Source organism: Arthrobacter sp. SO3 (assembly GCF_020532825.1).
Lineage (GTDB): Bacteria > Actinomycetota > Actinomycetes > Actinomycetales > Micrococcaceae > Arthrobacter.
The window spans coordinates 40947-67134 of sequence record NZ_MQTS01000077.1 but is presented as its reverse complement, the minus strand read 5'-3'; the positions used below and the strand labels follow the sequence as shown (position 1 = coordinate 67134).

Below are 26188 nucleotides of genomic sequence, written 5' to 3'. Positions count from 1 at the left end.
GACCAGATCGTTGAAACAACGCACACCGGGCTGTAGCGTGACGCTGGACAGCATGCTTAGTAATACCTATCCGTCATACCGGACACAAGGAGCAAGTCATGAGAATCGGTTCCGCCATCTTCCTCATCGCCCTCGGCGCCATCCTGGCGTGGGCCGTCACCCCCGGACTGATCCCCAATGTTGACCAGACCATGATCGGCTACATCCTGATGGCGGTGGGCGTGATCGGACTGATTGCATCCCTGGTCCTGGCCTCCCCGGGTCGCAGCCGGACCCGTCGGGTCAGTGAAACCCGCTCCGTCGTCGATCCCAACACCGGCGAGACCATCACCCGCAACGAGAGCCGCGACGCCGGCATCTAGTCCCCGGGCGCCACAATGCACCGCGGTGCGCCGCCGCACGAACGACCCGGACGCCGGGCCGGACCTAGGGTCTGGCCCGGCGTCTGCCATGTGGGCCGCCAGGCCTTCCGCGCAGGCTCGCCCGGCCGCGTCCCCCGCAGAGCGCATGCCCAGCCTGCGGAGCCGCGGACGGACATAGTCCCAATATGCCCACTCCCCCGCGCAAAGACTGGGCATGTCCAACGGCTCACCAGCCGCCCGCCCGCGCATGCCCAGCCCGCAGAGCCACGGCTGGACATAGTCCCAATATGCCCATTCCTCACCCTGAACACTGGGCATGCCCCCCGGAGGGGCCGTGAATTTTCTGTTTTCATGTTGTTTTCCATTGACAAAGCCACAAATGCAAAGATAAAGTCAATCAACTCCACCACCTGTGATGGCTATCACGGGAGTGGCAGGAAGGCCCGCTGTACTGACGCAAGGGAGAGCCAGTGTTCGCCGAAGAACGCCAACAGCTGATCGTTGGGCTCATCACCGCCAGCGGCCGTGCCAGCGTCACGGACCTCGCCGAGCGTTTCAGCATCACCACCGAGACCGTCCGCCGGGACCTCGCCGCCCTCGAAGCCGCCGGCAGCGTTCGCAGGGTCCACGGCGGCGCCGTATCCCCGGACCGCTTCAGCACCAACGAGGAAAGCATCCTGGTCCGGACCGATCAGCACCAGCCGGAAAAGACCCGGATCGCCGAAGCCGCCCTGGCGCTCATTCCGCAGGACCGGACCGGCAGCATCCTGATCGACGCCGGATCGACCACCGAGTACCTCGCGGAACTCCTGGCCGCCCGGACGGCAGCAACGGCGGCCATTTCAGGACGCGCTGCGGAACTTGTGGTCATCACCCACTCGCTGCCCGTCGCGGCCAGACTGTCCGGCGAACCCGGCATCGCCCTGCACCTGCTGGGCGGGAAGGTCCGCGGCATCACCCAGGCCGCCGTTGGCCAGTCCACCGTGGAAGCCGCCCGCCGGATCCGCCCGGACATCGCCTTCATCGGTACCAACGGCATCCACGCAGCCTTCGGGCTGAGCACTCCCGATCCTGAAGAAGCCGCTGTCAAGGCTGCCTTCGTCCAATCAGCGCGCCGCATCGTGGTGCTGGCTGATGCCTCCAAGCTGGACGCCGAAACCCTGGTCCAGTTCGCCTCGTTGAAAGATCTGGACACCTTGATCACCGACACGAAACCCAGCCAGGAACTGGCCGACGCCCTCGCGGATGCCGGAGTGGAGGTGGTGGTCGCATGATTGTCACCCTGACCGCCAACCCGAGCCTGGACCGCACCGTGGCCTTGCCCGGCCCACTGCTCCGCGGCGAAGTCCAGCGCGCCGTCTCCGTCCGGCAGGAATCCGGCGGCAAGGGAGTCAACGTCTCCCGCGCCCTCGTCGCCTCCGGCCTGAAGACGCTCGCCGTCCTGCCCGGAGCCGCGGGGGACCCGGTCCTTGCCGGGCTCCGGGACGGCGATGTCCCGTTTGCCGCCCTCCCGATTGGCGCGCCGCTGCGCAGCAATGTGGCACTCACCGAGCCCGGGGGCGTCACCACCAAAATCAACGAACCCGGCCCGGTGCTGAGTGCGGACCAGCAGGAGGCCCTGATCGGGCTGCTGCTGGACCACTCCCGCGGTGCCAGCTGGGTTGTCCTGGCCGGCTCGCTCCCACCCGGGGTCCCGGCCGATTTCTACGCCACCGTCACGCGGCGGCTGCGCTCCATGGATCACGGCAGCGAGGTCCCCCTCATCGCCGTCGATTCCTCCGGCGAACCGCTCGCCGCCGCGATCTCCGGCGACGCGCTGGGGAAACCGGATCTCCTCAAACCCAACGCCGAGGAACTGGTGGAACTGGCTGCCGCAGCCGGGTTCGCCACGCACAAGTCCGCCGAGGAACTCGAAGCGGATCCGGAGGCTGCCGCGGTGGCCGCCGCCGCCGTCGTGCGGTCCGGGGTGGGTGCCGTGCTCGCAACGCTCGGTTCCAAGGGTGCGGTGCTTGTAACGGCCGACGGCGCGTGGCTGGCCACGCATCCGCCGGTTACTGCAGTGAGCACGGTGGGCGCCGGCGATTCCTCGCTGGCCGGCTACCTGCTCGCCTCCAGCCAGGGCGCCGCCCCGGCCGATTGCCTCCGACAGGCTGTGGCCCATGGTGCCGCCGCCGCTTCGCTGCCGGGCTCCACAGTCCCGGCGGTCCACCAAACCACCCCCAATGCCGTAACCATCACGGCTCTCCGGAAGGATTGACAGTGACTCAGCTCATTACTACCGAACTGGTCGAGCTCGACCAGAACCTGGGCAGCTCGCCCGAGGACGTGATCCGGCACCTGGCAGGCAAAGTTGCCGCCAACGGACGCGCCACCGAAGTGGAGGGCCTCTTCGCGGACGCCTTCGCCCGGGAACAGAAGACCGCCACGGGCGTTCCCGGCGGCATCGCCATTCCGCACTGCCGCTCGACCGCGGTCACCGAACCGACGCTCGTGATGGCCAGGCTTTCCCAGCCGGTCGACTTTGGCGCGAAAGACGGACCTGCGGACCTGATTTTCTTCATCGCGGCCCCCGAAGGCGCGGACCAGGAGCACCTCAAGCTGCTCTCCAGGCTCGCCCGATCGCTGATCAAAAAGGACTTCACCGCGTCGCTGCGCGGCGCCCGCTCAGAGGCTGAGGTCGTCGAGCTCGTCGAAGGTGCCCTCGCGGACAAGCCCGCGGCCCACTCCTCCGCTGCCCCGGCAGCGGCCGCCGGCGCTGCTGCCGCCGGTTCCACTGCCGCCGGCGCGGCCACCGCGCCCGCAGCCGCCGGGGCAGCGCGCCCCAAGCGCCTCGTCGCTGTGACCGCCTGCCCCACGGGCATCGCCCACACCTACATGGCCGCCGATTCGCTCGTGGCCGCGGCCAAGGAAGCCGGCATCGACCTCCAGGTGGAAACGCAGGGGTCCTCCGGCGCCAAACCGCTTGATCCCGCCGTCATCGCCGCCGCCGACGCCGTCATCTTCGCCGTGGACGTGGACGTGCGCGGCAAGGAGCGCTTCGCCGGCATGCCCGTCATCAACGCCCCGGTCAAGCGCGGCATCGACGAGCCGGAGAAGATGGTCCAGGAAGCCCTCGCCGCGGCGGACAATCCCAACGCCCGCCGGGTCCCGCATTACGGTGCCGAGGAACAGGCGCAGCAGGAGGCCGAGGAAAAGGGCGAGCACTTCGGCACGAAGCTGAAGAAGGCCCTGCTCACCGGTGTCAGCTACATGATCCCGTTCGTGGCCGGCGGCGGTCTGCTGATCGCCCTCGGCTTCCTGCTGGGCGGCTACGACATCACCGGGTACGCGGACAAGATCCTCGCGAACAACACGATCGGCAACCTGCCCACCGAGTACCCGGAGCTCGCCTGGGGCCCGCTGGGCGCCTACCTCGGAGCAGTGCTCTTCAAGATCGGCGCCCTGTCCCTGGGCTTCCTGGTCCCGGCGCTGGCCGGCTACATCGCCTTCGCCATCGCTGACCGGCCGGGCATCGCCCCGGGCTTCGTCGCCGGCGCGGTCGCCGGGTTCATGGGCGCAGGCTTCCTCGGCGGCATCGTCGGCGGCCTGCTGGCAGGCTATGTGGCACATTCAATCGGCCAGCTCAGCGTCCCCCGCTGGCTGCGCGGCCTGATGCCGGTGGTCATCATTCCGCTCGTGGCCTCCCTCGTGGCCTCCGGCCTGATGTTCGTGGTCCTGGGCGGCCCGATCGCCGCAATCACCGTGGGCCTCAACAACTGGCTGTCCAGCCTCACCGGCGCCAGTGCGATCGCCCTCGGCGTCATCCTCGGCCTCATGATGTGCTTCGACCTCGGCGGACCGGTCAACAAGGTTGCCTACGCCTTCGCCGTCGCCGGCCTCGGCGCAGCCACCGTCACCAACCAGGCACCGTGGCAGATCATGGCGGCCGTTATGGCCGCCGGCATGGTCCCGCCGCTGGCCATGGCCCTCGCCTCCACCGTGCTGAACAAGCGGCTCTTCAGCCTGGCGGAGCAGGAAAACGGCAAGGCCGCCTGGCTGCTGGGAGCCTCCTTCATCTCCGAAGGCGCCATCCCCTTCGCCGCGGCCGACCCGCTGCGCGTCATCCCCGCCTGCATGCTCGGCGGCGCCGTGACGGGTGCGATCTCGATGGCAGCCGGGGTGGGATCGAAGGCCCCGCATGGCGGAATCTTCGTCTTCTTCGCCATCGACAACTTCCTGATGTTCGTCGTTGCCATCGCGGTCGGCACCGTTATCTCAGCCTTCGCCGTCATCGGGCTCAAGCGCTGGGCAGTCAAGAAGCCGGTTGATACGGTGGAAGCGGTTCCCGTAGCCGCCTGAGCCGTCCAGGAAGACCTTTCCTAGCTGATATTCCCCACGCTGAAACCAAGGAGCAACAATGACCGAACGTAACGCCACCATTGCCAGCCGCGTCGGGCTGCACGCCCGCCCGGCCGCCATCTTTGCCGAGGCTGCAGGCGAGTTCGATCTCGAAATCACCATTGCCCGGCTGGGAGAACCCGTTGACGAGGCCATGGATGCCGCCAGCATCCTGTCCCTCATGAGCCTGGGCGCGTCCCACGGCGAAGTTGTGGTCCTGCGGGCCGAGGGCGCCGGCGCCGACGACGCCCTCGAGCGCCTGGTCCAGATCCTCGAAACGGACCACGACGCCGAGTAGCGTCACCTCCCGGCGGAACCGCCGCCGGGACGACGAGGCCCGGCCGCACCCTGACAGGGTGCGGCCGGGCTTTTTCGTTCCGGAGCATCCGGGCGCCGGAAATTCCTCAGCAAACTTAGTAGATGCTTGTCACGGCCCGGTGGCGCCGCTAGTTTGGAAAACGCGGCACCGCTACCGGCGGCTGCCGCAGGACGGATTCCCGGCAGAAGGAGCCAACCCCGTGGCAAGCGTGCAGGAAAGCATCGAAGTCGACGTCCCGGTGTCCACCGCGTACAACCAGTGGACGCAGTTCGAGACGTTCCCGGTGTTTATGAAGGGGGTAAAGTCCGTCGAGCAGATCGACGAAACCTCCCTCCAGTTCCGCACCGACACCGCCGGCGTCCGGCGCGAATACCTCGCCCAGATCACCGAGCAGACCCCGGACCGGACGATCGCCTGGGTCAGCACCGACAAGCCCCGCAACGCTGGCACCGTGACGTTCGAACCCCTCGGCGCTGAACGGGCCAGGGTCAGCGTGGAACTGGAGTGGGAGCCCCAGGGGCTCGTCGAAAAGGCCGGCTCCGCCGTCGGCGCCGACAGCCGGCAGGTCACCGCAGACCTCGGCCGCTTCAAGCAGTTCATCGAATCCCGCGGGATCGAAACCGGCGAATGGCGGTCCTCAGTCGACCGGGGCGAAGTGGACGACACCGCCGGGCCCACCACCACCCAGCGGCCGAGGTAGCCATGCCCACGAACAAGAATGGCCCGCGCGGACCCGAAAGCCCCAGCATCAAGGACCCTGAACTCTACGAAGCGCTACTGGAAGACGGGGCGTCGAAGCAGAAAGCCGCCCGCATCTCCAACACGGCCGCGAAGAAAGGCCGGTCAGCCGTCGGCCGCAAGGGCGGAAAGGCCGGCGACTACGAGGACTGGACCGTTCCCCAGCTCAGGGAACGCGCCAAGGAGATCGGCCTGAAGGGCTACTCGGGGAAAAAGAAGAGCGAGCTCATTTCCGCCCTCAGGAATTCCTGATCCCGGTGGCCGCCGGCCGGACAACCGCCTGCTCAGGCCTCCTTCCGCGCGCTCCGGACCGGGGCTTTCGCGGCAGCTGTCTTCGGTGCAGCAGTTTTCGGGGGGGTCTTCGCTGCAGTCTTGGGTGCGGCCTTGGCAGCAGTCCGGGAAGCCGTCGTCGGAGCCGTCTTGGCCGCGGCCGGCTTGGCCGCGGGCTTCGTCGCGGACTTGGCGGCGGGCTTGGTGGCGGACGTGTCGTCCGCGGGCGCGGTCGCGGCCCCTGCCCCGCGCTTCTTCTCCAGGCTTCGTTTCAGTGCCTCCATCAGGTCGATCACCTCGCCGCTGCCGGCCTCGGCAGCCGGGACGCCAAAGGTTTCCTCGGTGTCCAGCGATTCGCCCTTCTCCAGCTTCGCCTCGATGAGCTGGCGCAGCTGCAGCTGGTAGTCGTCGGTGAACTGGTCCGGTTCGAAGTCCGCTGCCATCGAATCGACCAGCGCGGCGGACATCTCGCGCTCCTGGGCAGAGATGCGGATGGGCGTTTCGAGCGCGGGGAAGCTGGCCTCCCGCACCTCGTCGGCCCAGAGCAGAGCCTGCAGCACCAGCACGTCGCCGCGGATCCGCAGGGCCCCCAGCCGGGTTTTGTCGCGCAGCGCGAACTGGACTACGGCCACCCGGTCGGTGTCCTCCAGCGCCCGGCGCAGCAGGACGTAGGCCTTGGGCGACTTGGAGTCCGGCTCCAGGTAGTAGCTCTTTTCGAACATCATCGGGTCCAACTGGTCGGCCGGCACAAACTGCACAACGTCGATCTCGTGGCTGTTCTCAGCCGGGATGGACTTGAGCTCCTCGCGGCTGAGGACCACCGTCCGGCCGTCGTCCTCGTAGGCCTTGTCGATGTCCTCGTAGTCCACGATCTCGCTGCAGACCTCGCAGCGGCGCTGGTAGCGGATCCGGCCGCCGTCGGCGTTGTGGACCTGGTGCAGGCTGATGTCGTGGTCTTCGGTCGCGCTGTAGACCTTGACGGGCACGTTGACCAGCCCGAACGCTATTGCGCCTTTCCAGATGGCTCTCATGGATCAAGTGAACAGCACACTTGCGTGGAGGTGAAGCCCCTTGGCTGAAAGGACCCCGGCCAGGAGCAAGGAGCGCGTCCGGGTTGGCGGCCGCGAACTGGTGGTCACCAATCTGGACAAGGTCATGTATCCGGAGACCGGCACCACCAAGGCCGATGTGCTGGCCTACTATGCCGCTGTGGCGCCCGTCCTGATCCCGGCCGCCGCAAACCGCCCGGCCACCCGGAAACGCTGGGTGCACGGCGTCGGGACGGCCGATGCCCCCGGCGAGATGTTCTTCCAGAAGAACCTGGACCATTCGACTCCGGGGTGGGTGCCGCGGGCCTCCATCACGCACAAGGAGCGGACCATCCAGTACCCGCTGGTCAACGATCCGGCCACGCTCGCCTGGCTCGCGCAGATCGCGGCCCTGGAGATCCATGTGCCGCAGTGGCGCGTTGATTCCCACGGCAACCAGCTGCCTCCGGACCGGCTGGTGCTGGACCTGGATCCCGGCGAGGGGGCCGGGCTGGCCGACTGTGTGGAGGTGGCAAAGCTTGCCCGTACCATCCTGCAGGACGTGGGGCTGGACCCGGTGCCCGTGACCAGCGGCAGCAAGGGCATCCATCTGTACGCTGCCCTCGACGGCACGCAGAGCTCGGAGCAGATCTCCGAATTCGCCCATGAACTGGCCCGCGCGCTGGAAGCCGACCACCCGGAGCTGGCTGTGAGTGACATGAAGAAGACGCTGCGCAGCGGAAAGGTCCTGGTGGACTGGAGCCAGAACAGTGCCGCGAAGACCACCATCGTCCCCTATTCACTGCGCGGGCGGCTCCGGCCCATGGTGGCGGCACCCCGGACCTGGCGCGAACTCAGTTCACCGTCCCTGCACCAGCTGGACTACCTGGAGGTCCTGAAGCGGGTGGAGTCCGGCAAGGATCCTTTCGCCGCCATCTCCGGCGGGAGGCGGCCGGCGGCCCTGCCGGACGGCCCGCCGGGCGGCGCGGCCGCCGGAGAAGCGAACGACGACGGCGGGGACACCGACCCGCGGCTGGAACAGTACCGCGCCAAGCGGGACGCGGCCTCGACCCCGGAGCCGTTCACCGCGGAACGCTACCGCGCAGCGACGGCAGCGGCGACAGAAAGCGGCACGCTCCGGGAGAAGTTCGTCATCCAGGAACACCACGCCAGCCGGCTGCACTATGACTTCCGGCTGGAGCGCGACGGCGTGCTGGTGTCCTGGGCGCTGCCCAAGGGCGTGCCCACCAGCAAAACGAAGAACCACCTGGCGGTCCAGACCGAGGACCACCCGATGGACTATGCGGCCTTCGAAGGCACCATTCCCAAGGGCGAGTATGGCGCCGGGACGGTCAGCATCTGGGACCACGGCTCCTACGAGTGCGAGAAGTGGATCGCGGGCAAGGAGGTCATTGCCACCCTCACCGGCCAGGACGACGGCGGCCTGGGCGGCGTCCGCAGGTTCGCGCTGATCCACACCGGCCGGGGCGACGACCAGTGGCTCATCCACCTGATGGACCCGCACGACGGGAAGAAGTGGCCGGCGTCCGCGCCGGCGCCCGGCGAGGATTCCACCGCTTCCACCCGGGGTTCCGCCGCGTCCGCCCGGGGTGCGGGCCCGGGTCCCGCCGGCGCCACGGAGCGGGAGAGCGCAGTGCCGGACCCGGCGGACTTTAAGCCGATGCTGGCCAGTGCCGGAACCCCTGCGGAGCTGCCGGGCAAGGACTGGCAGTTTGAGCTCAAGTGGGACGGGGTGCGGGCCCTGGTCGTCGGGGACGCGGAGAAGATCCGCCTGATCAGCCGGAACGGCAACGACATGTCCTCGACGTACCCGGAACTGACGGACCGCTCCTGCTGGCCGGAGCAGGATTTCATCGCCGACGGCGAGGTCATCGCCGTCGGCCCCTCGGGACGGCCGGACTTCGGGCTGCTGCAGGGGCGGATGAAGCTCACCAGGGCCTTGGACGTCGCGAAAGCGCAGTCCACGACGCCGGTGCGGCTGATGCTGTTCGACCTCCTGTCCGAGAACGGCCAGGACCTGCGCCGCCTGCCGCTCAGCAAACGCCGGGCCACGCTGGAAGCGTTTTTCACGCCCTCCGGCTGCCCGGTGGAGCTTTCCCCGCTGATCGAGGGCGAGGTCCGGCACATCCTGGAAAGCGCCGAGGAGCTGGGGCTGGAGGGCGTGATGGCCAAGCGCACGGGCGGCCGGTACGTCGGGCAGCGCAGCAGGTCCTGGCTCAAGCTCAAGTTCGAACGCACCCAGGAGGTGGTTGTCGGCGGCTGGCGGCCGGGCAAGGGAGAGCGCGGGCAGTCCGTGGGCTCGCTCCTGCTGGGGATCCCGGACGGTTCCAAGCTGCGTTACGTCGGGCGCGTGGGCAGCGGCTTCAGTACCCGGGAGCTCCAGGAACTCCGCGAGAAACTCGATGCCCTCCCGCGGAAGACCTCGCCGTTCGAGGAGGTGCCCGCGGCTGATGCCTCGGACGCCCGCTGGGTGAGCGCCAGGCTGGTCGGGGAGGTCACTTACGGTGAGTGGACGGGAAGCGGCAAGCTCCGGCACCCGGTCTGGCGCGGCTGGAGGCTGGACAAGAAGCCTGAGGACGTGGCGTTCGAATAGCGCCGGGCCGGCTTCAACGCCGGCCCGGCTGCCCTATCATTTGTCGCGGTGGGGAATGTCCGGGCGGCTGGTCCGGTGCTCCGCGGCCTCCACCACCTGCTGGCTCTGCAGTCCGCGGACCTCATCGCGGTCCTTCGGGTGGCGGTGTTTGCCGCTGCCATCCGGCCAGGAATGCCCCTCGGATGCGGGGGGTGGAAGGTGATGCACCGGCTCGGGCCCGGGAGCCTCATCCATGGACTCAGCCAAGTGGCTGGCCACCTCGGGCTCGATCTCTTCTCCTGAGTGATGATCTGCCATTGCTCTTCCTTTCCCTGTGCAATTACCGCTGTGAAATGAAGTGTTCACCCATCGTAGGTCGGCCGGCTGGCGATGTCTGTAGGGCTACCAGCGGACCTTCTTCTCGGCCGGGCCCTGCTTGCCGCTGACGTGCGTGGGCTTGTGGCTGTGGCCGACGCTCTGCGATGCCGCCCCGCCCCGCGACTTGCTGGCGAGCATCTCCTTCTGGGCGTCGGTGAGGCGGGACTTAATGCCGTTCCCTTCCTCCTGCTTGGCCTGGGAATTGTCGTCCGCCTCGGCTCCGCTGCGGGTGCTCTTCTTGCTCTCTTTGCCGGTCATGGACTGTTCTCCTTGTGTGGCTTGTGATCAGCGCTCCGCTGAATTCAACCCTAAGCGCTTTCCGGATCCCTTGGGTACCCCCTTCTGCGCGGTCCCGCGGGGGCCTCATTGCGGGTGAACGGCGCCGCCGCAAAGGCCTGATTTCGGCCGAAAAAACGGCGTCGGACCGGGTTTGGAGGAAAAAGTTTGCGCCAGCCCCGGCGGACACGGGGTTTCCCAACGTTGGCGCGGCGAAACGGCGGAAAAGAAATCCGCCAACCGGCGCCGATCGGGGCAGAATCAACGGATCATACGGCACCAAACTCGGAAACACCATGGAAATCGCGTAAAATTGAAGGTCTGCCCAGAGCGGGGCAGCTACAAGTCGCAAGCAAATGACCTCCATAGGAGCGGCCCAAATGCCCAAAGACCGAAGCACGACCGACTCTTCAGCAGGCGTTATGAACGCCAGCGGAACCAACCAAGTTGCACCCACGGGTGTGAGAAAACCAAAGCTACGGCCACGCCGTCGACTCAAAGAGTCTGACGTCAACGTCGTCGACAAGCCGATGCTCAAAAAAGCACTCGGCGGCACCATCGTGGGTAACACCATGGAATGGTACGACGTCGGAGTGTTTGGCTACCTGATCACCACCATGGGACCGGTATTCTTGCCCGACGCGGACAAGTCCGTCCAGACCCTGTTCCTGCTGGGAACTTTCGCCGCCACTTTCATTGCGCGCCCCCTCGGCGGAGTCATCTTCGGCTGGCTTGGCGACAAGATTGGCCGGCAGAAGGTTCTCGCCACGACACTCATGATCATGGCGGCCAGCACCTTCGCAGTTGGCCTTCTGCCCGGTTACGCGCAGATCGGAATCTGGGCTGCGGTCCTGCTGGTCCTGTTCAAGGTCATCCAGGGCTTCTCCACCGGCGGCGAGTATGCCGGTGCCACCACCTTCGTCAGCGAATACGCCCCGGACAAACGGCGTGGGTTCTTCGCCAGCTTCCTCGACATGGGCAGCTACCTCGGCTTCGCGGCCGGCGCCGCCCTCGTTTCCGTGCTGCAGCTGACCCTGGGTCAGGCCGCCATGGAGGACTGGGGCTGGAGGATCCCGTTCCTGCTCGCCGGTCCGCTGGGCCTGATCGCGGTCTATTTCCGGAGCAAGATCGAGGAATCCCCGCAGTTCCAGGCCACCCTGGATGCCCAGGACAACCTCGCCAAGGACGCCACCGGCGCGGACACAGCCGCGTCCAAGGGCCCGGTGGGCATCGTGAAAGCCTACTGGCGTTCACTCATCGTTGCCATGATCCTGGTGGCAGCGGCGAATACCGCAGGTTACGCCCTGACGTCCTACATGCCGACGTACCTCACGGAGTCAAAGGGCTACGACGAGGTGCACGGCACCTTGCTGACCATCCCCGTGCTGGTCATCATGAGCCTTTGCATCCCGCTGACTGGCAAGCTCTCCGACCGGATCGGCCGCCGCCCCGTGCTCTGGATCGGCGCCTTGAGCACCGTCGTCCTGGCCGCCCCGGCGTTTATGCTGATCGGCGTCGGTGAAATCTGGTCCACCCTTCTGGGCCTCAGCCTGATCGCCTTCCCGGTCACCTTCTACGTGGCCAATCTGGCCTCGGCCCTGCCGGCGCAGTTCCCGACCGCCAGCCGCTACGGCGCCATGGGCATCGCGTATAACTTCTCCGTGGCAATCTTCGGCGGCACCACACCGTTCATCGTCGCCGCCCTGATCGGCGCCACCGGCGATGACATGATGCCGGCCTACTACCTGATGGCCACCTCGGCGATCGGTTCCGTTGCGATCTACTTCCTCAAGGAATCGGCCCAGCGCCCCCTGCCGGGGTCCATGCCCAGTGTGGACACCCAGGCGGAGGCCAAGGAGCTTGTTGCCAACCAGGACGAGAACCCCCTGATCGACCTGGTGGAAATGGACATGCCCTATGCCGCGGCGGCAGGTTCAGGTGCTGATTCGTCGGCGCTCCGCGACGCCGATAGGGTTCCGGCCAAAGCCTGAGCTTGTCACTCTGGCAGCCCGGTCGTGTTCATCCTGAGCCCGGCCGGTTAACCCGGATTCTGTAGCAAAGTCCCGCCCGTTGAGGCCTGCCTTGCGTGATTGCCCATTGGGGGAAGCACGCAGGGCGGGCCTTAGGCGCGTCCGGCAGCAAGCCGGGCAGCCAACCCTTCCGGCAAGACCGGCCAACCCGAAAGAGGAGGAGCCCGTGCAGTCCCTCAGCGCGCAGCTTCGCAGCCTGCACAGCCTGGCGCCGGCCGACAAGGACCATGTCTCGGCAGTGCGCGTGGCCGTGAGTGTGGCCGTCCCGTCCCTCGTGCTTCTCGCCGCGGGCCGCCCGGAACTGATGATCTATGCGGTGTTCGGCGCACTGACCGGCATGTACGGCCGGAACGAGCCGCATCAGCTGCGGCTCCGGCACCAGGGCCAGGCTGCCCTCCTGCTGGTGGGCGGGCTGGCCGTCGGCGTGTTCCTCTCGGTAAACCAGCTCCATTCCTGGGTTCTCGTCGTCACCGAAACGCTTCTTGCGGCAGCGGGGTCACTGTTCGCGGACAAGGTGGCGCTGAAGCCCAACGGCCCGTTCTTCGGCATCCTGGCCCTGGGCGCGTGCGCCTCCATCCCCACCAGTGTGCAGTGGCACACGGCGGTCCTGATCGGAGCGCTGTCCGCCGCCTTTTCCATGGTGGTGGGCTTTGGCGGCTGGGTGCGGGGCCGGGCCTGGGAACGCGGCGCGGGACGGGATATCCCGCCGCTGCGCGGGGCCCGAGGCCGGGCAGCCTGGATCCATGCCGCCCGGTACCTTACCGCCGTCGGGGCGGCAGGGTCCTTGGGGGTGCTCAGCGGCAGCGGGCACCCGCACTGGGCCATGGCAGCCGCCGCGGTGCCCCTGGCGGGGGCGGATATGCCCAGCAGCGTGCACCGCGGCCTGCACCGGATTGTTGGCACCCTGGTGGGCCTTGTGGTGGTTGCCGTGGTGCTGTTTCCCTGGGCCTTCTCACCCCTCCGGATGTTCCCCGGCCGCGAGGCCGCCGCCCTGGCACTTCTGGTGATAGTCCTGCAGTTCACGACGGAGCTGTTCATGACCAGGCACTACGGCCTGGCCATGGTGTCCTTCACTCCCGTGATCCTGCTGATGACGCAGCTCGCCGCCCCTGCCGACCCGCACCTGCTGGTGACCGAGCGCGCCATCGAAACCATCATGGGAGCCGGGCTGGGCATCCTTGTCGTGGGCCTGATCCGCCGACGCCGGCCACCGGCCCGCCCGCACTGATTTGGCGCGGGCACTGACGGGTTATTTAGCGCGGCGGGGCGGCCCGGCCACGAGCCGGTCCGGCAAGATGCGGGCGGCCGTGGTCAGCACCTTGTAGCGCTTCGTCGGGATGGAGACGGCCTTCCCCCGTTCATTGTCGGCGAGGCCTTCCCGCACGACGCGGTCGGCCTGCAGCCACATCCAGCGCGGGGTCACCGTTTTGTCCATGCCCATCCGGTCGTGGAACTCGGTGTGGGTGAACCCGGGGCAGACGGCCGTCACCTGCACGCCCTGTTTGGCGTACGCGAGGTTGGCCCAGCGGGAAAAGCTGACAAGCCACGCTTTCGCGGCCGAATAGCTTCCCCGGGGAAGGAAGGCGGCCACGCTGGCGACATTGATGATCCTGCCGGAGTGCCGGCTGAGCATGCCCTGCAGGGCGGCATGGGTCAGTTGCATGGCCGTCTCGACATGCAGCTTGAGATGCCTGGTCTCCTCCGCAATGTCGTTTTCCTCGAAGGAGTGCAGCAGGCCAGTCCCGGCGTTGTTGACCAGGATTTCCACCGGACGCACCGGGTCCGTGAGGCGGGCGACCACAACCGCCACTCCGGCGTCGTCCGCAAGGTCGGCGGCGAGCACCTCGACGCCGACGCCATAGCGTTTCTCCAGCTCCTCGGCAGTGGCCTTCAGCCGGGCGGCGTCGCGGGCCACCAGCACCAGGCTGTGCCCCTGTGCGGCGAGCTGGCGGGCGAATTCCGCCCCGATCCCGGCGGTTCCTCCGGTGATCAGGGCGGTCGTGAAGGCCGGTGTAGCAACAGGTTCAGTCATGGCGATAGCCTAACCCGGTCAGGTCCTGCCTCAGGCAAGGGCCTGCCCGGCGGCCAGTTCACTCCCTGCGGGGGCGGCCGCGGCGCTGAGGTTCCGGTTCTGCAGCTCTTCGGTCGCCAGCTCGTACCAGGTGTGCGCGCCAAAGGACGGGCTGCTGGTATCGAGGTGGCGGTACAGGGCGTCGCACAGCTGTCCCAGGGCGGCGGCGGACAACGCACGGACCGCTGCGGCCGGGTCGAGGGTTTCTTCGAAGTATTCGGACAGCTCCTGGCCATTAAAGGTGTTGAGCTCGGCAGCGATTGGGGTGCACCCCTCATCCAATCCCGGACTCAGCGGGCCCCCGGAGGGAAGACCGGAGGGAAGACCCGGTGCTTCCCACTCGAGGCCGGCGAGGACCAGGCCGTCGGATCCGACGTGCAGCAGGCAGATCGGGAGCTCCGCGGGCTCTGCGAGCGTGACCCGGAACGGCTCCCTGGCAGGGGAGTCGAGGTCCGGAGCGGCGGCTGCCGCGCTGGCGTCGGCGATGGACCTGAGCTGCAGGAGGATCTCCGGGTCGAGATGGGACGACCTGTGCAGGTCGATGATGACATCCGTGCCGGCACCAAGTCGGCCCGCGCGCCGCATAATGTGCAGCAGCGCGGGGAAGTCTGATTGGGTAAGGCAACCGGTGACTTCGAGGGTCACATGTCCGGGATCGACATCCACCCGGACAAGCACACGCAGTTTATGGTTCACGGGGTTCTCCAAAGGGACACGTCCAAGAGCCAACTGCATAACTCTGCTCAGAACTTTACGAGGTTGTTGCCCCGCTCACAAGCAGGCGCCGCCGGTCGGGAGTCACCTGCGACAGCCGGTCGGGGGCGCCGGTGGCAGCCGGTCGGGAGTCACGCTCCGGCCGGGGGCTGCTCCGGCCAGTCGATGTACTGGGTGTAGGAGTCGTGCTTGCGCAGGTACCGGTACATAAAGGGGCAGTTCGGGATGATCCGTTTGCCCGAGGCCACGACGTCGTCCAGCGCGAAGTGCGCCAGCACCTTGCCGAGCCCCTGGCCCTGGAACGGCTCCGCCGTATCCGTGTGGATGAAGTCCACATGGCCGGGCTCGTCGATGAAGCGGATCTGGACGGCCAGCTTGCCGCCAACGTGGAGCTCATAGCGGTGCAGCTCATCATTCCGGGTGGTGGTTACGTCCGGGCTGAACGTGTCTTCAGTGGCTGCCGAGTTCTCCGTCATGGTTCGACATTGGCACTTAAAGGCGGACGTGGCAATGGCGGTCCCGATCCGCCGGGACCCGAATCGGCCACAAGCCGGACCGGGATGCGCCCCAGCAGCAGCACGGCGAGCGCGAAACACGCCGCTCCCCCGCCGAGCAGTCCCAGCGTGAGTCCGTTGAGCGCTGCGTCGGCCACCGGGACATAGACGACGACGGCGGCCAGCACCACGGCGGCCGCCGGGCGGGACGGGGAGGTTGCCGGCGACGTCGGGCGCTCTTCGAGCCGGCCGAAGAGCGCCAGGACCGGCAGCAGGAGGCCGGTCAAGGCCAGCAGCACGAGTGGCCGCCCCCACCACCAGGCGGCTGATCCCCCGAGCGGCTGGGGAAAGTCGGTCAGCAGCAGCAGGCCGGACATCGCCGCGAGGAGGGGCAGATGCCAGAGGTAGACCGTCATCGACCGTTGTCCGGCCGCTGCGACGAACCGCCGCACCCGCGCCAGGGACCCGAGCCTCGCCAGCGCGGGCCGGAAGAGCTGCAGCGTGGCGGCCTGCGAGAATCCCAGCAGCAACAGGGTCAGGTTGGGTGGATTGAGGTTTACCAGCATGTTCCCGGAATACAGTCCCAGCCACACGAGCAGCCCGAGGACCAGGTTGCTGCCGAGGATGATGCCCGCCAGCGCTGGTCGGCCGGGGGCCAGTGGTCCGCCGTCGGCCAGCAAGAATCCGAGCTGCTGCACGGCGCACCACACGAAGACCATGTTGAGGTAGGCCAGAGCCGGCATGGTCCCCCGCAGGCAGTCGACCGCCACCACCAGCGAGGTAAGAACTGCCAGGGTCAGCCAGGGCGCCCGGGCGTGCAGCCTTGCCAGCAGCGGAAGGTTCAGCTGCGCCGCAAGGTACGCGGCGAGGAACCACAGCGGCATGCCGGCCCCGGCAACGATCAGCTCGACGACCTGCGGGTCGACGCCGGCAAGCTGCGCCACCCAGAGCCCGGCAAACATCAGGGCGAGCAGCACAGCCGCCGGGCGGATGAGCCTCAGCATCCGCGCCTGCATGAAGTCGAAGGTGTTGCCACCCCGGGCACGGAGTCGGCGCCAGGACTGCACACCGGTGATGCCGCCGGCGACGAAGAAGAGGGGCATGACCTGAAGTACCCAGACCACCGGTTCGAACCAGCGCTCGTTGCCAAGGGTGTTGTTGGAGGTCACGGTGCCGTCCGGGTGCAGCTCGGGGCTCACCATCATGGTGTGGGCCACCACCACGAGCGCAAGGCAGAAGAACCTGGCGAGATCGATCACCCGGTCGCGTTCCGGCTGCAGGGCTTGGCCGCCCCCTGCACGCCGCGGTGGAAACATGGAGCCCCCTCAGGAACCGGCCAACGCACCCTCCTGGGCTGTTGAGCGTCAACGCTGCTGTGTTCGCCCCCATTGTCGGCCTTATCCGGGCCGGCGGCCAGTGCCGTCCGTCCCGGCCTCCGCTGCCGGCTAATACGTTCGGCGGCCAGGTTGGCGGACCGGCCCAGACGGGCCGGCTCAGACGGTCAGCAGCCCCAGCACCCCGAGGACGACGGCGAGCAGTGGCGTCGCGCCCTGGGTGGCGGCCGCGCGGAGGTACTTGCGCCCGCTGAGGGCGAGCACGATCGAGGCCGCAAGCATGGAGCCGCAACTGCTGAGGACCAGGGTCCAGCCGACGGCCGGGTGGCCGAGGGCGACGGCGCCCGTGCCGGCCAGGGCCCCGACGGCCAGGAAAAGGTTGTAGAAACCCTGGTTGTAGGCCAGCGGCCGGGTGGTGTCCGCGTCCTCCTGCGAGGTGATGCTGAACCGCTTCCACGTCGCCGGCCGTGTCCAGGTAATGGACTCCATCGTGAAGATGTAGACGTGCAGCAGGGCCGCAAGCAGCACGAACACGAGGGAGGCCAGGATCATGGTCTGATCCTAGCCTCCCCCGGTTCCCGGCCCGTCAGCGGATCAGCGGGAGAGCGTCGCCAGCGCCGTGGCCGCGAAGGCCCTGGCCGAGACGTCCCATTCGGCCAGCAGCCCCTGAAGGTTCTCGCCATCCCTGCGGTGCGCCGCCGTGCGTGCGTCGAGGGTTTCCAGCACGCCGGTGCGCAGTTCGGTGTTGAAGTTGACCTTGCCCACGTTCATGGCGGCGGCCTTGACGAGCTCGGAGGCGGGGATTCCGGAGGCGCCATGGAGCACCAGGGGCAGACGGGTCCGGACGGCGATGTCCTGCAGCACGTCCCACCGCAGCTCCGGCTCGCCGTGGTACTTGCCGTGGACGTTGCCGACCGCGACGGCGAGCAGCTGGGCGCCCGTCCGGGCGACGAAGTCCTCCACCTGGGCCGAGTCGGTGAGCCCGGCCGTGCCGGCCGCCGGGGCGCTGCCTGCGGCGTCGGATCCGAAGGCCCTGTCCTCGTCGCCGGCCAGACCGCCAAGTTCCGCCTCGATCACCGTGTCCGTTCCGGCGGTGTCGAGCAAGGCCCGCGCCGCCAGGACCAGGGCGATATTGTCCTCATAGGGCAGCGATGATCCGTCCACCAGGACGGAATCGGCCCCCGCGGCGACGGCACCGGCAATCACACCGAGGTCCGAGGCATGGTCCAGCTGCACAGCAACCGGAACGCTGGCGCCGTCGGCGAGTCCGCGCAGCGCCGCGATCAGCCGGAGACCGTTCGGCGTGGCTGCGGTGCTGGGCGAGACCAGCAGGATGGTTCCGCGGCCGGCCGCTTCGGCGGCCCCCACCACGGCGAGCGCGGTAGTGAAGTCATAGCAGGTGAACGCCGGAACGGCTGATCCCTGTTGCAGGGCGGCACTGACTAGGGTGTCGAGACGGGCACGCATCAGGCGCTCAGGCCTCCCACCAGCATCCAGGCCACGAACGTCAGGGCGAAGCCCGCCAGTCCCAGTACGGTGGTGAGCACGGTCCAGGTCCTGAGGCCGTCGGCGACGCTCAGGCCGTAGTACCGAACGACCACCCAGAAGCCGGCGTCGGTCACGTGGGAGAGGCCCAGGGCGCCGAAGCCGATGGCGATGACAATCACGGCAATCTGGGCCGGAGTGTAGCCGCCGCCGGCAACGGCGGAGGAGAGCAGGCCCGCCGTGGTGACGATCGCGACAGTGGCCGAACCCTGCGCGGCGCGGAGGGCCAGCGAGATGACGAAGCCAAGCAGCAGCAACGGCACGCCGAGGGTGTCGAGGGATTCGGAGAGCGCCTTGCCGATTCCGCTCACCTGCAGGACGCTGCCAAAGACGCCGCCTGCGGCAACCACCATCAGGATGGAGGCGATCGGGGGCAGGGCGCCTTCGAAGATTTCGCCGGTTTCCGTCAGCGACCACTGGCGGCGGACGGCCAGGAGGAAGAAGCAGAGCGCAACGGCCACGAGGAGGGCGAAGACGGGGTTGCCAACGAAGGCAGCTACGCCGTACCAGAAGTTGTTCTTGTCAATCATGAGGGTGCCCACGGTGCCAAGGAGGATCAGCGCGATCGGGGTGGCGATGAGGAAGATGATGAGTCCGGGGCGGGGCGGGGCGATGGCTTTGCTGCCCGGGCCCTCGTGACCAGCACGGACCAGGGAAGCGGAGCCGAACTCGTCCACCTGCTTTTTGACGGCGGGCAGGAGTGCGTATTCCTTGCGGTTCATGACGGATGCCACCCAGTAGGACAGGAAGCCCAGCGGCACACAGATCACCAGCGAGATCAGGGCGATGAGTCCGATGTCGGCGCCGAGCACGCCGGCACCGGCAACAATCCCCGGGTGCGGCGGTACGGCCACGTGGATGGCGAGCATGATGCCGGCCATAGGCAGGCCGAACTTCACCGGATGGACGTTGGCGATCTTGGCGAAGGCGTAGACGATCGGCACCAGGACGATGATGCCGACTTCGAAGAACACCGGAATCGCGACGAGGAAGCCGACGGCGGTGAGGGCCACGGCCACCCGCCGGGCACCGAGTTTGGCCGTGAAGTGGTCGGCGAGGGACTGCACGCCGCCGGAGACCTCGATCATCCGCCCCAGGATCGCGCCGAGGGCGATCAGCAGGGCCACCTTGCCCATGGTGCTTCCCACCCCGTTGGCCACCACGGTGAAGACGTCTTTGAGCGGGATCTGCGCGGCCACGGCCACCAGGACGCTGACGGTCAGCAGGGCCACAAAGGCCTGGATCTTGAAGCGGATGATCATGAGCAGCAGCAGGGCGACGCCGGCCACGGCGATGGCCAGCAGCAGCGGAGTTCCCAGCTCCACAGCCGGCTTGATGACGGGCGCGTCGGCCGCGCGCACCATCAGGGAATTGAGCAGGGCATTCATGCGGGGGTCTCCTTTGACGTCACTGTAGCCAGTGAGCGAGTGTTTCGACGACGACGGCGGAGGGGGGATCCGCCGTCGTCGGGCTTAGGGAATCTGGACTTGCTGCGGCGAATCTAGGCGGTGCGCTTCGTGGGCGCGAGGACCTTGATGACGGCGGAATCGTCGGCGGCGGCGAGGCCCTGGGCCTGGCCGAGGAGGTACAGCTGTTCGGCGGCGGCGGCCACCGGGGCGGCCAGGCCGGCGGCGCGGGTGGCCTTCCCGACGATGCCCATGTCCTTGACGAAGATGTCCAGGCGGCTGAGGACCTCCGCCCCGTTTTCCGTGTAGGCCTCGAGGATGCGGGGTCCACGGTTGGACAGCATGAAGGACCCGGCGGCGCCGGCCTCCAGGGCCGCGAGGGTCTTGGCCTGGTCCAGCCCGAGGGCGTCCGCGAGGGCCATTGCCTCGGCCGCGGCGGCGATGTGGATCCCGCAGAGCAGCTGGTTGACGGTCTTGAGCGCCTGCCCGTCGCCGGGCTTGTCCCCCACCACGGTGAGGGTGGAGGCGAGCAGCTCCAGGACCGGGCGGGCCGCTTCGAGCGCCTGCGGTTCGGCGCCGACGACGATCAGCAGATCGCCTTCGCCGGCGCGCTTGGGTCCGCCGGAGAGCGGCGCGTCCACGAGGGAGACGCCGAATGCCGCGAGCCGGGCGACGGTGGCGGGAATGGCGTCGGTGCCGACGGTGCTGCCCAGGATCACGACGGCGCCCGGCAACAGCGCCGAGGCGACGCCGTTCTCGCCGAAGAGGACGTCATCCAGCTGTTCACCGTTGCGCACGGCGAGCAGCAGGGCATCGGCGCCTTCGGCCGCTTTGCGGGCGGACGCGAATGTGCGGACGCCGGCCTCCTCGGCGAGCCGCAGGCGCGGTTCGGCGATGTCGAAGCCGTGGACGGTCAGCTCGGTGGCCAGCCGGGTGGCCATGGGCAGTCCCATGGCGCCCAGGCCGAGGACGGTGACTTTGTAGTTCATGGCTTTCTCCATTGAAATGAGGGGTTTGCGGTGCGGATCAGAAGGTGTTGCTGAGCTTGCGGGTGACCTGGGCCAGGGACTGGTCGTCACCGACGTTGCCGGCGAAGACGATGAACGGAATGCCCTTGGCCGGGCCGTCCACCGGCTCCCACAGGCTGACGATGCCCGGCAGCATGGGGCCGCGGACAATGGCATGGCGGATTTCCAGGCCGTGGGCGGCGACGTCCGAGGACGTGATGCCTCCCTTCGCGATCACAAAGCGCGGCGGGAAGGTTTTCAGGGTCCGGTTCACCACGGCGACGACAGCGGCGGACACGGTGCGGGCGATCCGGAGGCTCTCGGCGGCGTCGTCCGTCTTGATGAGCAGCCGGCTCGTGTGCAGGATGACGTCGGCGCTGTGCAGGGATTCGACAACCTTCCGGACGAGGTCGTCGAGGTAGCTTTCGGCACTGCCGCCGAGCAGCTTTTCGACGTCGATTTCCACGATCCGCGCGGAACTGTGCTGTTCGACGAGGGCCTCGAGCTGGCGTGTGGTGACACCGACGTGCGAGCCGACCACGATCAGCCCGCCGGCGCCGGACGGCGTGTTGCCCGCGTAGGCTTCCCCGCCGCTGAGCTCGGCGCGGATTTCCTGGCCGATGCGGCCGCGGACGAACGGCGGACCCACCCGGTAGAGCAGCTTCTTGCCGCGGCGTTCCGCTTCCTGCAGGCCCAGCGCCAGGGCCCGGAGGTCGTTTTCCGTCACGATGTCGGCCACGATCGGGGTGGAGCCGGTGGCGGCATCGATGGCGTCCGCGATGGCCTTGGCCGAGACCTGGGGGTCACCGTCCGGGCCCGCGGCGCGGATGACGTCCAGGGTCAGCACGATCACGGATTCCGCCGGGAAGCGGCCCTGGGACTTCTCCTCAACGTACTTGGCCAGTTCGGAATTGGCGAAGCCGAAGCTCGCGTCCCTGGCGAATTCGGTCTCGGCCACCGGGGTGAGCTTGCCGGCGTCGTCGCCGGTGCCGCGCATGAAGTGCACGCCGCCGATCGTGACGCGTCCGGCGTCGGGGAACGCCGGGACGATCACGACGCCGTCCGTCACGTCGCCGCTGACAGCGGCGACGGTCGCCGCAATCGTGTCCGGTTCCAGCGGGTAGTGGCCGCGGAGGGTGGAGTCGCTGCGGCTGACGAACCCCAGGCGCAGCCTGGAACCGGCACTGCTGGAACCGGCACTGTCGCTTTCGAGGGCGGCGGCCGCGAGGGCGTTCCGGACTACCTCTTCGTTGCGGGCGGCAGCCTCGGCGGGGTCAAGGCTGCGCGTGTTGGTGAGGACGTACACGGCGTCCGGGCGGCGGCCGTTGATGCGGTGGGTGAAGGCCCAGGTGAAGTCTGAGACATCCCAGCGGGTGAGGACGGGCAGGTCCGCGACGGACTGCGTACCCGTCGGATCGTCGTCGAGCACCACCAGAATCCGGGGGGAGGACTCAGCGGCGGCATCGAGGGCCGCGGCGACGGTCCGCGCGGGGATCCGGACCTCCGCCGGGAAGGCGGCCAGCACATCTGCTTCAAAAAGCTCTGATTCAAAAGGCACTTGCACTCCATTGTGGGGAACTCTGCTACGTAAGTGATTTGTAAGATGTCTGACATCTAACATTTGAATGCTAGTGTGGCATACGGCACAAAGACGCGCAAGTAGACTTGTCAATCACGCAACTCGGCGACGGCGAATGGGGACAATTGGCTAGGAAATCGTTGGTCGGCGTCGTGGCCGACGAACTGCTGGACCGCATCATTGCCGGCGAATTCCCGCCCGGATCAGCGGTCCCCGGCGAGCTTGAACTGAGCGCCCGCCACGAGGTCAGCCGCATGACGGTCCGCGAGGCGATGAAGACCCTCGAGGCCCAGCAGATCCTCAGCGTGGAGCGCGGCCGCGGCACCTTTGTGAACCCGCTGAGCCGGTGGGCGTCGCTGGAGGCCGTGCTCCGGGCAGCCTCGGAGGGAAAGAACGATGCCGCCGCCGCCGTCCAGCTGATCGAGCTGCGCCGGATGCTGGAGTCGGGCGCCTGCGAACTGGCGGCCGCGCGGATCAGCGACGCCGAGCTCAAGACCCTATACGGGGAGCTGGACGCGATGCGCGTGGCGCATGAAAAACACGATGTTGCGGCGTTCGTGGCAGCGGACCTTGCGTTCCACGACCTCATCCTCCGCGCCGCGGAGAATGTCTTTGTGGCCGTGCTGTTCGCGCCGCTGCACCGGGTGCTGGAACGGCGGCGGACCCAGACCTCGGAAGTACGCGAGATCCAGTCGCACGCGATCGGCCACCACCAGAAGATCGCGGATGCGCTGTCCACGCGGGATCCGCACCAGGCGCGGGATGCCATGGACGCGCACATGCAGCAGACCCTGGATGACCTCAAGGCCTACGTGCTGGCGGACCGCCCGGCCTGACGGCCGGAGCGGCCCGGCTCAAGCGGGGCTCAGGCCAGCGAGAGGAAAAGCTTCTCGAGTTCGGCCCGGTCCAGGCTGGGGTCCTCCTGCTGCATGCACTGCTGCAGGCCGGTGGCGATGATCGAGAATCCCGCCTTGTCCAGCGCGCTGGACACGGCTGCCAGCTGGGTAACGACGCTCTTGCAGTCGCGGCCCTCTTCAATCATCCGGGTGACGGCAGCAAGCTGCCCCTGGGCGCGGCGAAGCCGGTTGATAACGGGCTTCATATCGGCCGGATCGAGTTCCATTTGTTCCTCCGTGTTTCACAGGGTTTAGTTTCCATGATATACCCCCCTACGTATCAGAAACCACCCGGCGGCGTCTGGCCACCAGCACTTCCGCCGGGCCGGGCCGGGCCGCTCCGAGCCGACGCGCAGGCACCGCCCGGCTAGGGGCCTAAGGACCTAGTGGAACATGAATATTCGGCGTAATGCTGGGGATGTGAACGCCGCCGGTTTCCTGGATCCTGGCGCCGGGCAATCCGGCACCAGTGACCCCGCCACGGGACGGGGCTCCGGCCGGCAGTTGGGCCGGGAACTGGGCCAACTTGCCGGGCCGCGGAAAGCGGGCCCGTGGGGCCGGTATGTCGCCATGGGGGATTCTTTTACGGCGGGCCTCGGGGACCCGGAACCGCTGAGTCCGGGCGGCATGCGGGGCTGGGCGGACCGTATCGCCGAGGAGCTCAGCGGCGGGAGGTCGGATTTCCGCTACGCCAACCTCGCCGTCAGCGGCCTCGTGATGCGCGAGATCCTCGACCGGCAACTTGGCCCCGCGATCGCGCTGAAGCCGGACCTGGTCACGCTGTCGGCCGGCGGAAACGACCTTGTCTTCCACCGGAGTGACCCCGACCGGCTGGCCGCCAGCCTCGACGCCGCAGTGGGCATGCTCAGCGCCACCGGCGCCACTGTGGTGTTGTTCACCGGTCCCGACTGGGGCGACACCCCGCTGCTGGGGCATAACCGGGGAAGGGTCGCCGTCTTCAACGAGAACATCAGGACCATCGCCGTGCGCCATCACGGTGTGATCGCCGATCTCTGGGCCCTGCGGCAGCTCTCGGACCCGCGAATGTGGGATCCGGACCGTCTGCACTTCTCGCCGATGGGGCACCACACGATCGCGGCCATGGTGCTGGAATCCCTCAGCGTCCCGCACACGTTGAGCCCGCTGGAGCCCAAGCCCATGCCCGCCGGAAGCTGGCGGGAAAGCAAGGCCGGTGACATCGCCTGGTTCACCAACTACCTGCTTCCCTGGATGGTCAGCCGGGTCCGGAAACGCTCGGATGCCCCGCCGCTGACCCCCAAACGTCCCGAGCCAGGACCCGTCTACGGGTCCTGAGGCCCAGTCCCCCGCCCCTAGTCCCGCTGCGATCTGTCCGCTAATCTGCAGGAACGGCCCACTGCCGGGTATCGATGGCGATCACGAGGAGCGAAGTTGTCTAATCACACTTACAGCATTTCTGAAATTGTCGGAACGTCGAGCGAAGGCATTGATGCCGCCGTCCGCAACGGCATCGCAGAAGCGGCCAAGACCCTGCGGAACCTCGACTGGTTCGAAGTAAAGGAAGTCCGCGGGCACCTTGAAAACGGCGAGGTCGCCGATTGGCAAGTGACCATCAAACTTGGGTTCCGCCTGGAACGCTAAGCTACGGCGCTGAACGCGTCCGGCTACTGACTGGCACTTTTATACTAAGCATGATTACTATTGAGGCAGAAGGATGTAGCGCACCCGGCAATCCGGGTGTCTCCTCTATGAAGAAGGAACGATAAAAATGGGTTTTTTCGCATTTCTGATTCTGGGCCTTATCGCCGGCGCAATCGCTAAGGCAATCCTCCCGGGCCGTCAGGGTGGTGGCATCATCATCACACTGATCCTCGGCGTCGTTGGCGCCATCCTCGGTGGCTGGATTGGCGGAATGCTGTTCGGCACCGGCATCAACGAGTTCTTCTCGCTTTCGACCTGGCTGCTGGCCATCGGCGGTGCGATCATCGTCCTGCTGGTTTACGGCATGATCTCCAAGCGTTCGGCCCGCTAAGGCTGACGCGACCGAAAACCGGTCCCGGGATTATTCCCGGGGCCGGTTTTTTGGCACCAGCCCACACGTTTTTGAAAACCACACTTTCGAGCACCACCAAAGAGCAGGAGTACAGCATGAAAGGCAAACTTCTTTTCGGAGCCGGAATCGCCGCAGGCTACGTTCTTGGGTCCCGGTCCGGGCGGGCAGCCTACGAAACGCTCAAGGCACGCGCCGCCGCCCTTTGGGAAAGCCAGCCGGTCCAGGACAGGGTGGCCGCGGCGACTGACGCGGTGAAGGAAAAGGCACCCGAGGTGACAGAGCAGCTTGGCGAGGCAGCCCGGCGGGCCGGCACGGTCATCGGTTCAGCCGTCCGCGGCGACAACTCCCCCAAGGGATCAACAAGCGATCGCCAGCCGGCCGGCGGCAGCACCGCTGCTGCTTCGGGCGCAGGCATCCCCGCACACAGCACCCACCCGGAGACCGTGAACCTCGGCACCTCCGCCGCGGCCGCCGCTTCCGACGTCGAGTCCGACCCTGCGCTGAACGACCAGCACGGCCAGGACTGGTCCGACGAAGGCGGAGCCACCCCTGCCGGAGCCGCGACCAACGTCGATCCCGACAAGGTCGCTTAGCTACAACGCCCGGCCGGTCTCCCCCGGCGGACCTTTCCGCGCTGTCCCGACGACGATTGTGGCGTCCAGCTCCCCGGAGCCGGCCACCCGGGCCGTGAGCCCGTTGCGGATGAACAGCGCGGCGGTCCGCGGCGCCTGCCGCCGGC

Annotated in this window: 28 protein-coding genes; 15 read left to right on the top strand and 13 right to left on the bottom strand. The window is 67.7% G+C overall.

Features of this window, described 5'->3' with window-relative positions; genetic code table 11:
* Positions 1–98 precede the first annotated feature (98 nt).
* The 7 genes from BJQ90_RS08345 (at position 99) to BJQ90_RS08315 (ending at position 6048) form a co-directional block, all read left to right on the top strand.
* Positions 99–362 (top strand): DUF6458 family protein, encoded by a 264-nt coding sequence (locus BJQ90_RS08345; RefSeq protein ID WP_226759824.1) that lies wholly within the window; start codon positions 99–101, stop codon positions 360–362.
* Between the two features lie 470 nt (positions 363–832).
* Positions 833–1636: a DeoR/GlpR family DNA-binding transcription regulator gene (locus BJQ90_RS08340; RefSeq protein WP_226759823.1), complete on the top strand. Its 804-nt coding sequence runs from the start codon at positions 833–835 to the stop codon at positions 1634–1636.
* On the top strand, positions 1633–2619 hold the full coding sequence (locus BJQ90_RS08335; RefSeq protein ID WP_226759822.1) for a 1-phosphofructokinase family hexose kinase: 987 nt from the start codon (positions 1633–1635) through the stop codon (positions 2617–2619). The genes BJQ90_RS08340 and BJQ90_RS08335 overlap by 4 nt, the downstream gene beginning before the upstream one ends.
* 2 nt (positions 2620–2621) lie before the next feature.
* Complete coding sequence (locus BJQ90_RS08330; RefSeq protein ID WP_226759821.1) at positions 2622–4700, top strand: fructose-specific PTS transporter subunit EIIC; 2079 nt, start codon at positions 2622–2624, stop codon at positions 4698–4700.
* Between the two features lie 58 nt (positions 4701–4758).
* Positions 4759–5037 (top strand): HPr family phosphocarrier protein, encoded by a 279-nt coding sequence (locus tag BJQ90_RS08325; RefSeq protein WP_226759820.1) that lies wholly within the window; start codon positions 4759–4761, stop codon positions 5035–5037.
* 220 nt (positions 5038–5257) lie between these two features.
* Positions 5258–5758, top strand: coding sequence for an SRPBCC family protein (locus tag BJQ90_RS22700; RefSeq protein WP_226759819.1), 501 nt, complete (start codon positions 5258–5260; stop codon positions 5756–5758).
* Positions 5759–5760: 2 nt separating this feature from the next.
* Positions 5761–6048, top strand: a complete 288-nt coding sequence (locus BJQ90_RS08315; protein WP_226759818.1) for a Rho termination factor N-terminal domain-containing protein — start codon at positions 5761–5763, stop codon at positions 6046–6048.
* A gap of 32 nt (positions 6049–6080) precedes the next feature.
* On the opposite strand, the gene BJQ90_RS08310 is transcribed toward BJQ90_RS08315, so the two are convergent.
* The gene (locus BJQ90_RS08310; protein WP_226759817.1) at positions 6081–7097 is read right to left on the bottom strand and encodes a Ku protein; all 1017 of its coding nucleotides are present in this window, start codon (positions 7095–7097) and stop codon (positions 6081–6083) included.
* Between the two features lie 124 nt (positions 7098–7221).
* Here BJQ90_RS08310 and BJQ90_RS08305 point away from each other — a divergent pair, with 124 nt between their 5' ends.
* The gene (locus BJQ90_RS08305) at positions 7222–9708 is read left to right on the top strand and encodes an ATP-dependent DNA ligase (protein ID WP_413463659.1); all 2487 of its coding nucleotides are present in this window, start codon (positions 7222–7224) and stop codon (positions 9706–9708) included.
* Between the two features lie 36 nt (positions 9709–9744).
* Here the strand turns inward: BJQ90_RS08305 and BJQ90_RS08300 are convergent, their stop codons facing one another.
* Together BJQ90_RS08300 and BJQ90_RS08295 are read right to left on the bottom strand one after the other, a co-directional pair.
* A complete protein-coding gene (locus BJQ90_RS08300; RefSeq protein WP_226759815.1) occupies positions 9745–10005 on the bottom strand; it encodes a hypothetical protein in 261 nt (86 codons plus the stop codon).
* A gap of 84 nt (positions 10006–10089) precedes the next feature.
* Positions 10090–10323: a hypothetical protein gene (locus BJQ90_RS08295; protein WP_226759814.1), complete on the bottom strand. Its 234-nt coding sequence runs from the start codon at positions 10321–10323 to the stop codon at positions 10090–10092.
* Between the two features lie 398 nt (positions 10324–10721).
* Between BJQ90_RS08295 and BJQ90_RS08290 the strand changes: the two genes are divergently transcribed.
* Both BJQ90_RS08290 and BJQ90_RS08285 read left to right on the top strand, forming a co-directional pair.
* Positions 10722–12332, top strand: a complete 1611-nt coding sequence (locus BJQ90_RS08290) for an MFS transporter (protein WP_226759813.1) — start codon at positions 10722–10724, stop codon at positions 12330–12332.
* A gap of 205 nt (positions 12333–12537) precedes the next feature.
* Positions 12538–13599 (top strand): FUSC family protein, encoded by a 1062-nt coding sequence (locus BJQ90_RS08285; protein ID WP_226759812.1) that lies wholly within the window; start codon positions 12538–12540, stop codon positions 13597–13599.
* Positions 13600–13620: 21 nt separating this feature from the next.
* Here BJQ90_RS08285 and BJQ90_RS08280 read toward each other — a convergent pair whose 3' ends face one another.
* From BJQ90_RS08280 to BJQ90_RS08240, 9 genes are all read right to left on the bottom strand, one after another.
* Positions 13621–14403: an SDR family NAD(P)-dependent oxidoreductase gene (locus BJQ90_RS08280; protein ID WP_226759811.1), complete on the bottom strand. Its 783-nt coding sequence runs from the start codon at positions 14401–14403 to the stop codon at positions 13621–13623.
* A gap of 30 nt (positions 14404–14433) precedes the next feature.
* Positions 14434–15138, bottom strand: a complete 705-nt coding sequence (locus tag BJQ90_RS08275) for a hypothetical protein (RefSeq protein WP_226759810.1) — start codon at positions 15136–15138, stop codon at positions 14434–14436.
* Positions 15139–15287: 149 nt separating this feature from the next.
* Positions 15288–15632 carry a GNAT family N-acetyltransferase gene (locus BJQ90_RS08270; RefSeq protein WP_226759809.1) on the bottom strand — a complete coding sequence of 115 codons (345 nt, stop codon included), beginning with the start codon at positions 15630–15632 and terminating at the stop codon, positions 15288–15290.
* Positions 15629–16966, bottom strand: coding sequence for an acyltransferase family protein (locus tag BJQ90_RS08265; RefSeq protein WP_226759808.1), 1338 nt, complete (start codon positions 16964–16966; stop codon positions 15629–15631). Before BJQ90_RS08265 ends, BJQ90_RS08270 begins: the two co-directional genes overlap by 4 nt.
* A 177-nt stretch (positions 16967–17143) precedes the next feature.
* Positions 17144–17536 (bottom strand): DUF1304 domain-containing protein, encoded by a 393-nt coding sequence (locus BJQ90_RS08260; protein WP_226759807.1) that lies wholly within the window; start codon positions 17534–17536, stop codon positions 17144–17146.
* Positions 17537–17578: 42 nt separating this feature from the next.
* Positions 17579–18451: a class II fructose-bisphosphate aldolase gene (locus BJQ90_RS08255; RefSeq protein ID WP_226759806.1), complete on the bottom strand. Its 873-nt coding sequence runs from the start codon at positions 18449–18451 to the stop codon at positions 17579–17581.
* Positions 18451–19917: a GntP family transporter gene (locus tag BJQ90_RS08250; RefSeq protein ID WP_226759805.1), complete on the bottom strand. Its 1467-nt coding sequence runs from the start codon at positions 19915–19917 to the stop codon at positions 18451–18453. Before BJQ90_RS08250 ends, BJQ90_RS08255 begins: the two co-directional genes overlap by 1 nt.
* A 113-nt stretch (positions 19918–20030) precedes the next feature.
* Positions 20031–20924, bottom strand: a complete 894-nt coding sequence (locus BJQ90_RS08245) for an NAD(P)-dependent oxidoreductase (protein WP_226759804.1) — start codon at positions 20922–20924, stop codon at positions 20031–20033.
* A gap of 37 nt (positions 20925–20961) precedes the next feature.
* Positions 20962–22500, bottom strand: a complete 1539-nt coding sequence (locus tag BJQ90_RS08240) for a four-carbon acid sugar kinase family protein (protein ID WP_226759803.1) — start codon at positions 22498–22500, stop codon at positions 20962–20964.
* Positions 22501–22646: 146 nt separating this feature from the next.
* Here BJQ90_RS08240 and BJQ90_RS08235 point away from each other — a divergent pair, with 146 nt between their 5' ends.
* On the top strand, positions 22647–23357 hold the full coding sequence (locus BJQ90_RS08235; RefSeq protein WP_226759828.1) for a FadR/GntR family transcriptional regulator: 711 nt from the start codon (positions 22647–22649) through the stop codon (positions 23355–23357).
* Between the two features lie 29 nt (positions 23358–23386).
* Here BJQ90_RS08235 and BJQ90_RS08230 read toward each other — a convergent pair whose 3' ends face one another.
* Complete coding sequence (locus tag BJQ90_RS08230) at positions 23387–23644, bottom strand: metal-sensitive transcriptional regulator (protein ID WP_069950339.1); 258 nt, start codon at positions 23642–23644, stop codon at positions 23387–23389.
* A gap of 277 nt (positions 23645–23921) precedes the next feature.
* On the opposite strand from BJQ90_RS08230, the gene BJQ90_RS08225 reads away from it, so the two are divergent.
* The 4 genes from BJQ90_RS08225 (at position 23922) to BJQ90_RS08210 (ending at position 26042) form a co-directional block, all read left to right on the top strand.
* Complete coding sequence (locus BJQ90_RS08225) at positions 23922–24731, top strand: SGNH/GDSL hydrolase family protein (RefSeq protein WP_413463658.1); 810 nt, start codon at positions 23922–23924, stop codon at positions 24729–24731.
* 96 nt (positions 24732–24827) lie between these two features.
* A complete protein-coding gene (locus BJQ90_RS08220) occupies positions 24828–25037 on the top strand; it encodes a dodecin (protein ID WP_226759802.1) in 210 nt (69 codons plus the stop codon).
* Positions 25038–25164: 127 nt separating this feature from the next.
* On the top strand, positions 25165–25428 hold the full coding sequence (locus BJQ90_RS08215) for a GlsB/YeaQ/YmgE family stress response membrane protein (RefSeq protein WP_226759801.1): 264 nt from the start codon (positions 25165–25167) through the stop codon (positions 25426–25428).
* Positions 25429–25544: 116 nt separating this feature from the next.
* Positions 25545–26042, top strand: a complete 498-nt coding sequence (locus tag BJQ90_RS08210) for a hypothetical protein (RefSeq protein ID WP_226759800.1) — start codon at positions 25545–25547, stop codon at positions 26040–26042.
* Positions 26043–26188: the final 146 nt, after the last annotated feature.

Bases quoted from the DNA above. Each gene is read 5' to 3' on its own strand.
- BJQ90_RS08345 (WP_226759824.1), top strand. From the start codon at position 99: ATGAGAATCGGTTCCGCCATCTTCCTCATCGCCCTCGGCGCCATCCTG.
- BJQ90_RS08335 (WP_226759822.1), top strand. From the start codon at position 1,633: ATGATTGTCACCCTGACCGCCAACCCGAGCCTGGACCGCACCGTGGCC.
- BJQ90_RS08325 (WP_226759820.1), top strand. From the start codon at position 4,759: ATGACCGAACGTAACGCCACCATTGCCAGCCGCGTCGGGCTGCACGCC.
- BJQ90_RS08315 (WP_226759818.1), top strand. From the start codon at position 5,761: ATGCCCACGAACAAGAATGGCCCGCGCGGACCCGAAAGCCCCAGCATC.
- BJQ90_RS08310 (WP_226759817.1), bottom strand. From the start codon at position 7,097: ATGAGAGCCATCTGGAAAGGCGCAATAGCGTTCGGGCTGGTCAACGTG.
- BJQ90_RS08305 (WP_413463659.1), top strand. From the start codon at position 7,222: ATGTATCCGGAGACCGGCACCACCAAGGCCGATGTGCTGGCCTACTAT.
- BJQ90_RS08300 (WP_226759815.1), bottom strand. From the start codon at position 10,005: ATGGCAGATCATCACTCAGGAGAAGAGATCGAGCCCGAGGTGGCCAGC.
- BJQ90_RS08295 (WP_226759814.1), bottom strand. From the start codon at position 10,323: ATGACCGGCAAAGAGAGCAAGAAGAGCACCCGCAGCGGAGCCGAGGCG.
- BJQ90_RS08290 (WP_226759813.1), top strand. From the start codon at position 10,722: ATGCCCAAAGACCGAAGCACGACCGACTCTTCAGCAGGCGTTATGAAC.
- BJQ90_RS08280 (WP_226759811.1), bottom strand. From the start codon at position 14,403: ATGACTGAACCTGTTGCTACACCGGCCTTCACGACCGCCCTGATCACC.
- BJQ90_RS08270 (WP_226759809.1), bottom strand. From the start codon at position 15,632: ATGACGGAGAACTCGGCAGCCACTGAAGACACGTTCAGCCCGGACGTA.
- BJQ90_RS08265 (WP_226759808.1), bottom strand. From the start codon at position 16,966: ATGTTTCCACCGCGGCGTGCAGGGGGCGGCCAAGCCCTGCAGCCGGAA.
- BJQ90_RS08260 (WP_226759807.1), bottom strand. From the start codon at position 17,536: ATGATCCTGGCCTCCCTCGTGTTCGTGCTGCTTGCGGCCCTGCTGCAC.
- BJQ90_RS08255 (WP_226759806.1), bottom strand. From the start codon at position 18,451: ATGCGTGCCCGTCTCGACACCCTAGTCAGTGCCGCCCTGCAACAGGGA.
- BJQ90_RS08250 (WP_226759805.1), bottom strand. From the start codon at position 19,917: ATGAATGCCCTGCTCAATTCCCTGATGGTGCGCGCGGCCGACGCGCCC.
- BJQ90_RS08245 (WP_226759804.1), bottom strand. From the start codon at position 20,924: ATGAACTACAAAGTCACCGTCCTCGGCCTGGGCGCCATGGGACTGCCC.
- BJQ90_RS08230 (WP_069950339.1), bottom strand. From the start codon at position 23,644: ATGGAACTCGATCCGGCCGATATGAAGCCCGTTATCAACCGGCTTCGC.
- BJQ90_RS08215 (WP_226759801.1), top strand. From the start codon at position 25,165: ATGGGTTTTTTCGCATTTCTGATTCTGGGCCTTATCGCCGGCGCAATC.
- BJQ90_RS08210 (WP_226759800.1), top strand. From the start codon at position 25,545: ATGAAAGGCAAACTTCTTTTCGGAGCCGGAATCGCCGCAGGCTACGTT.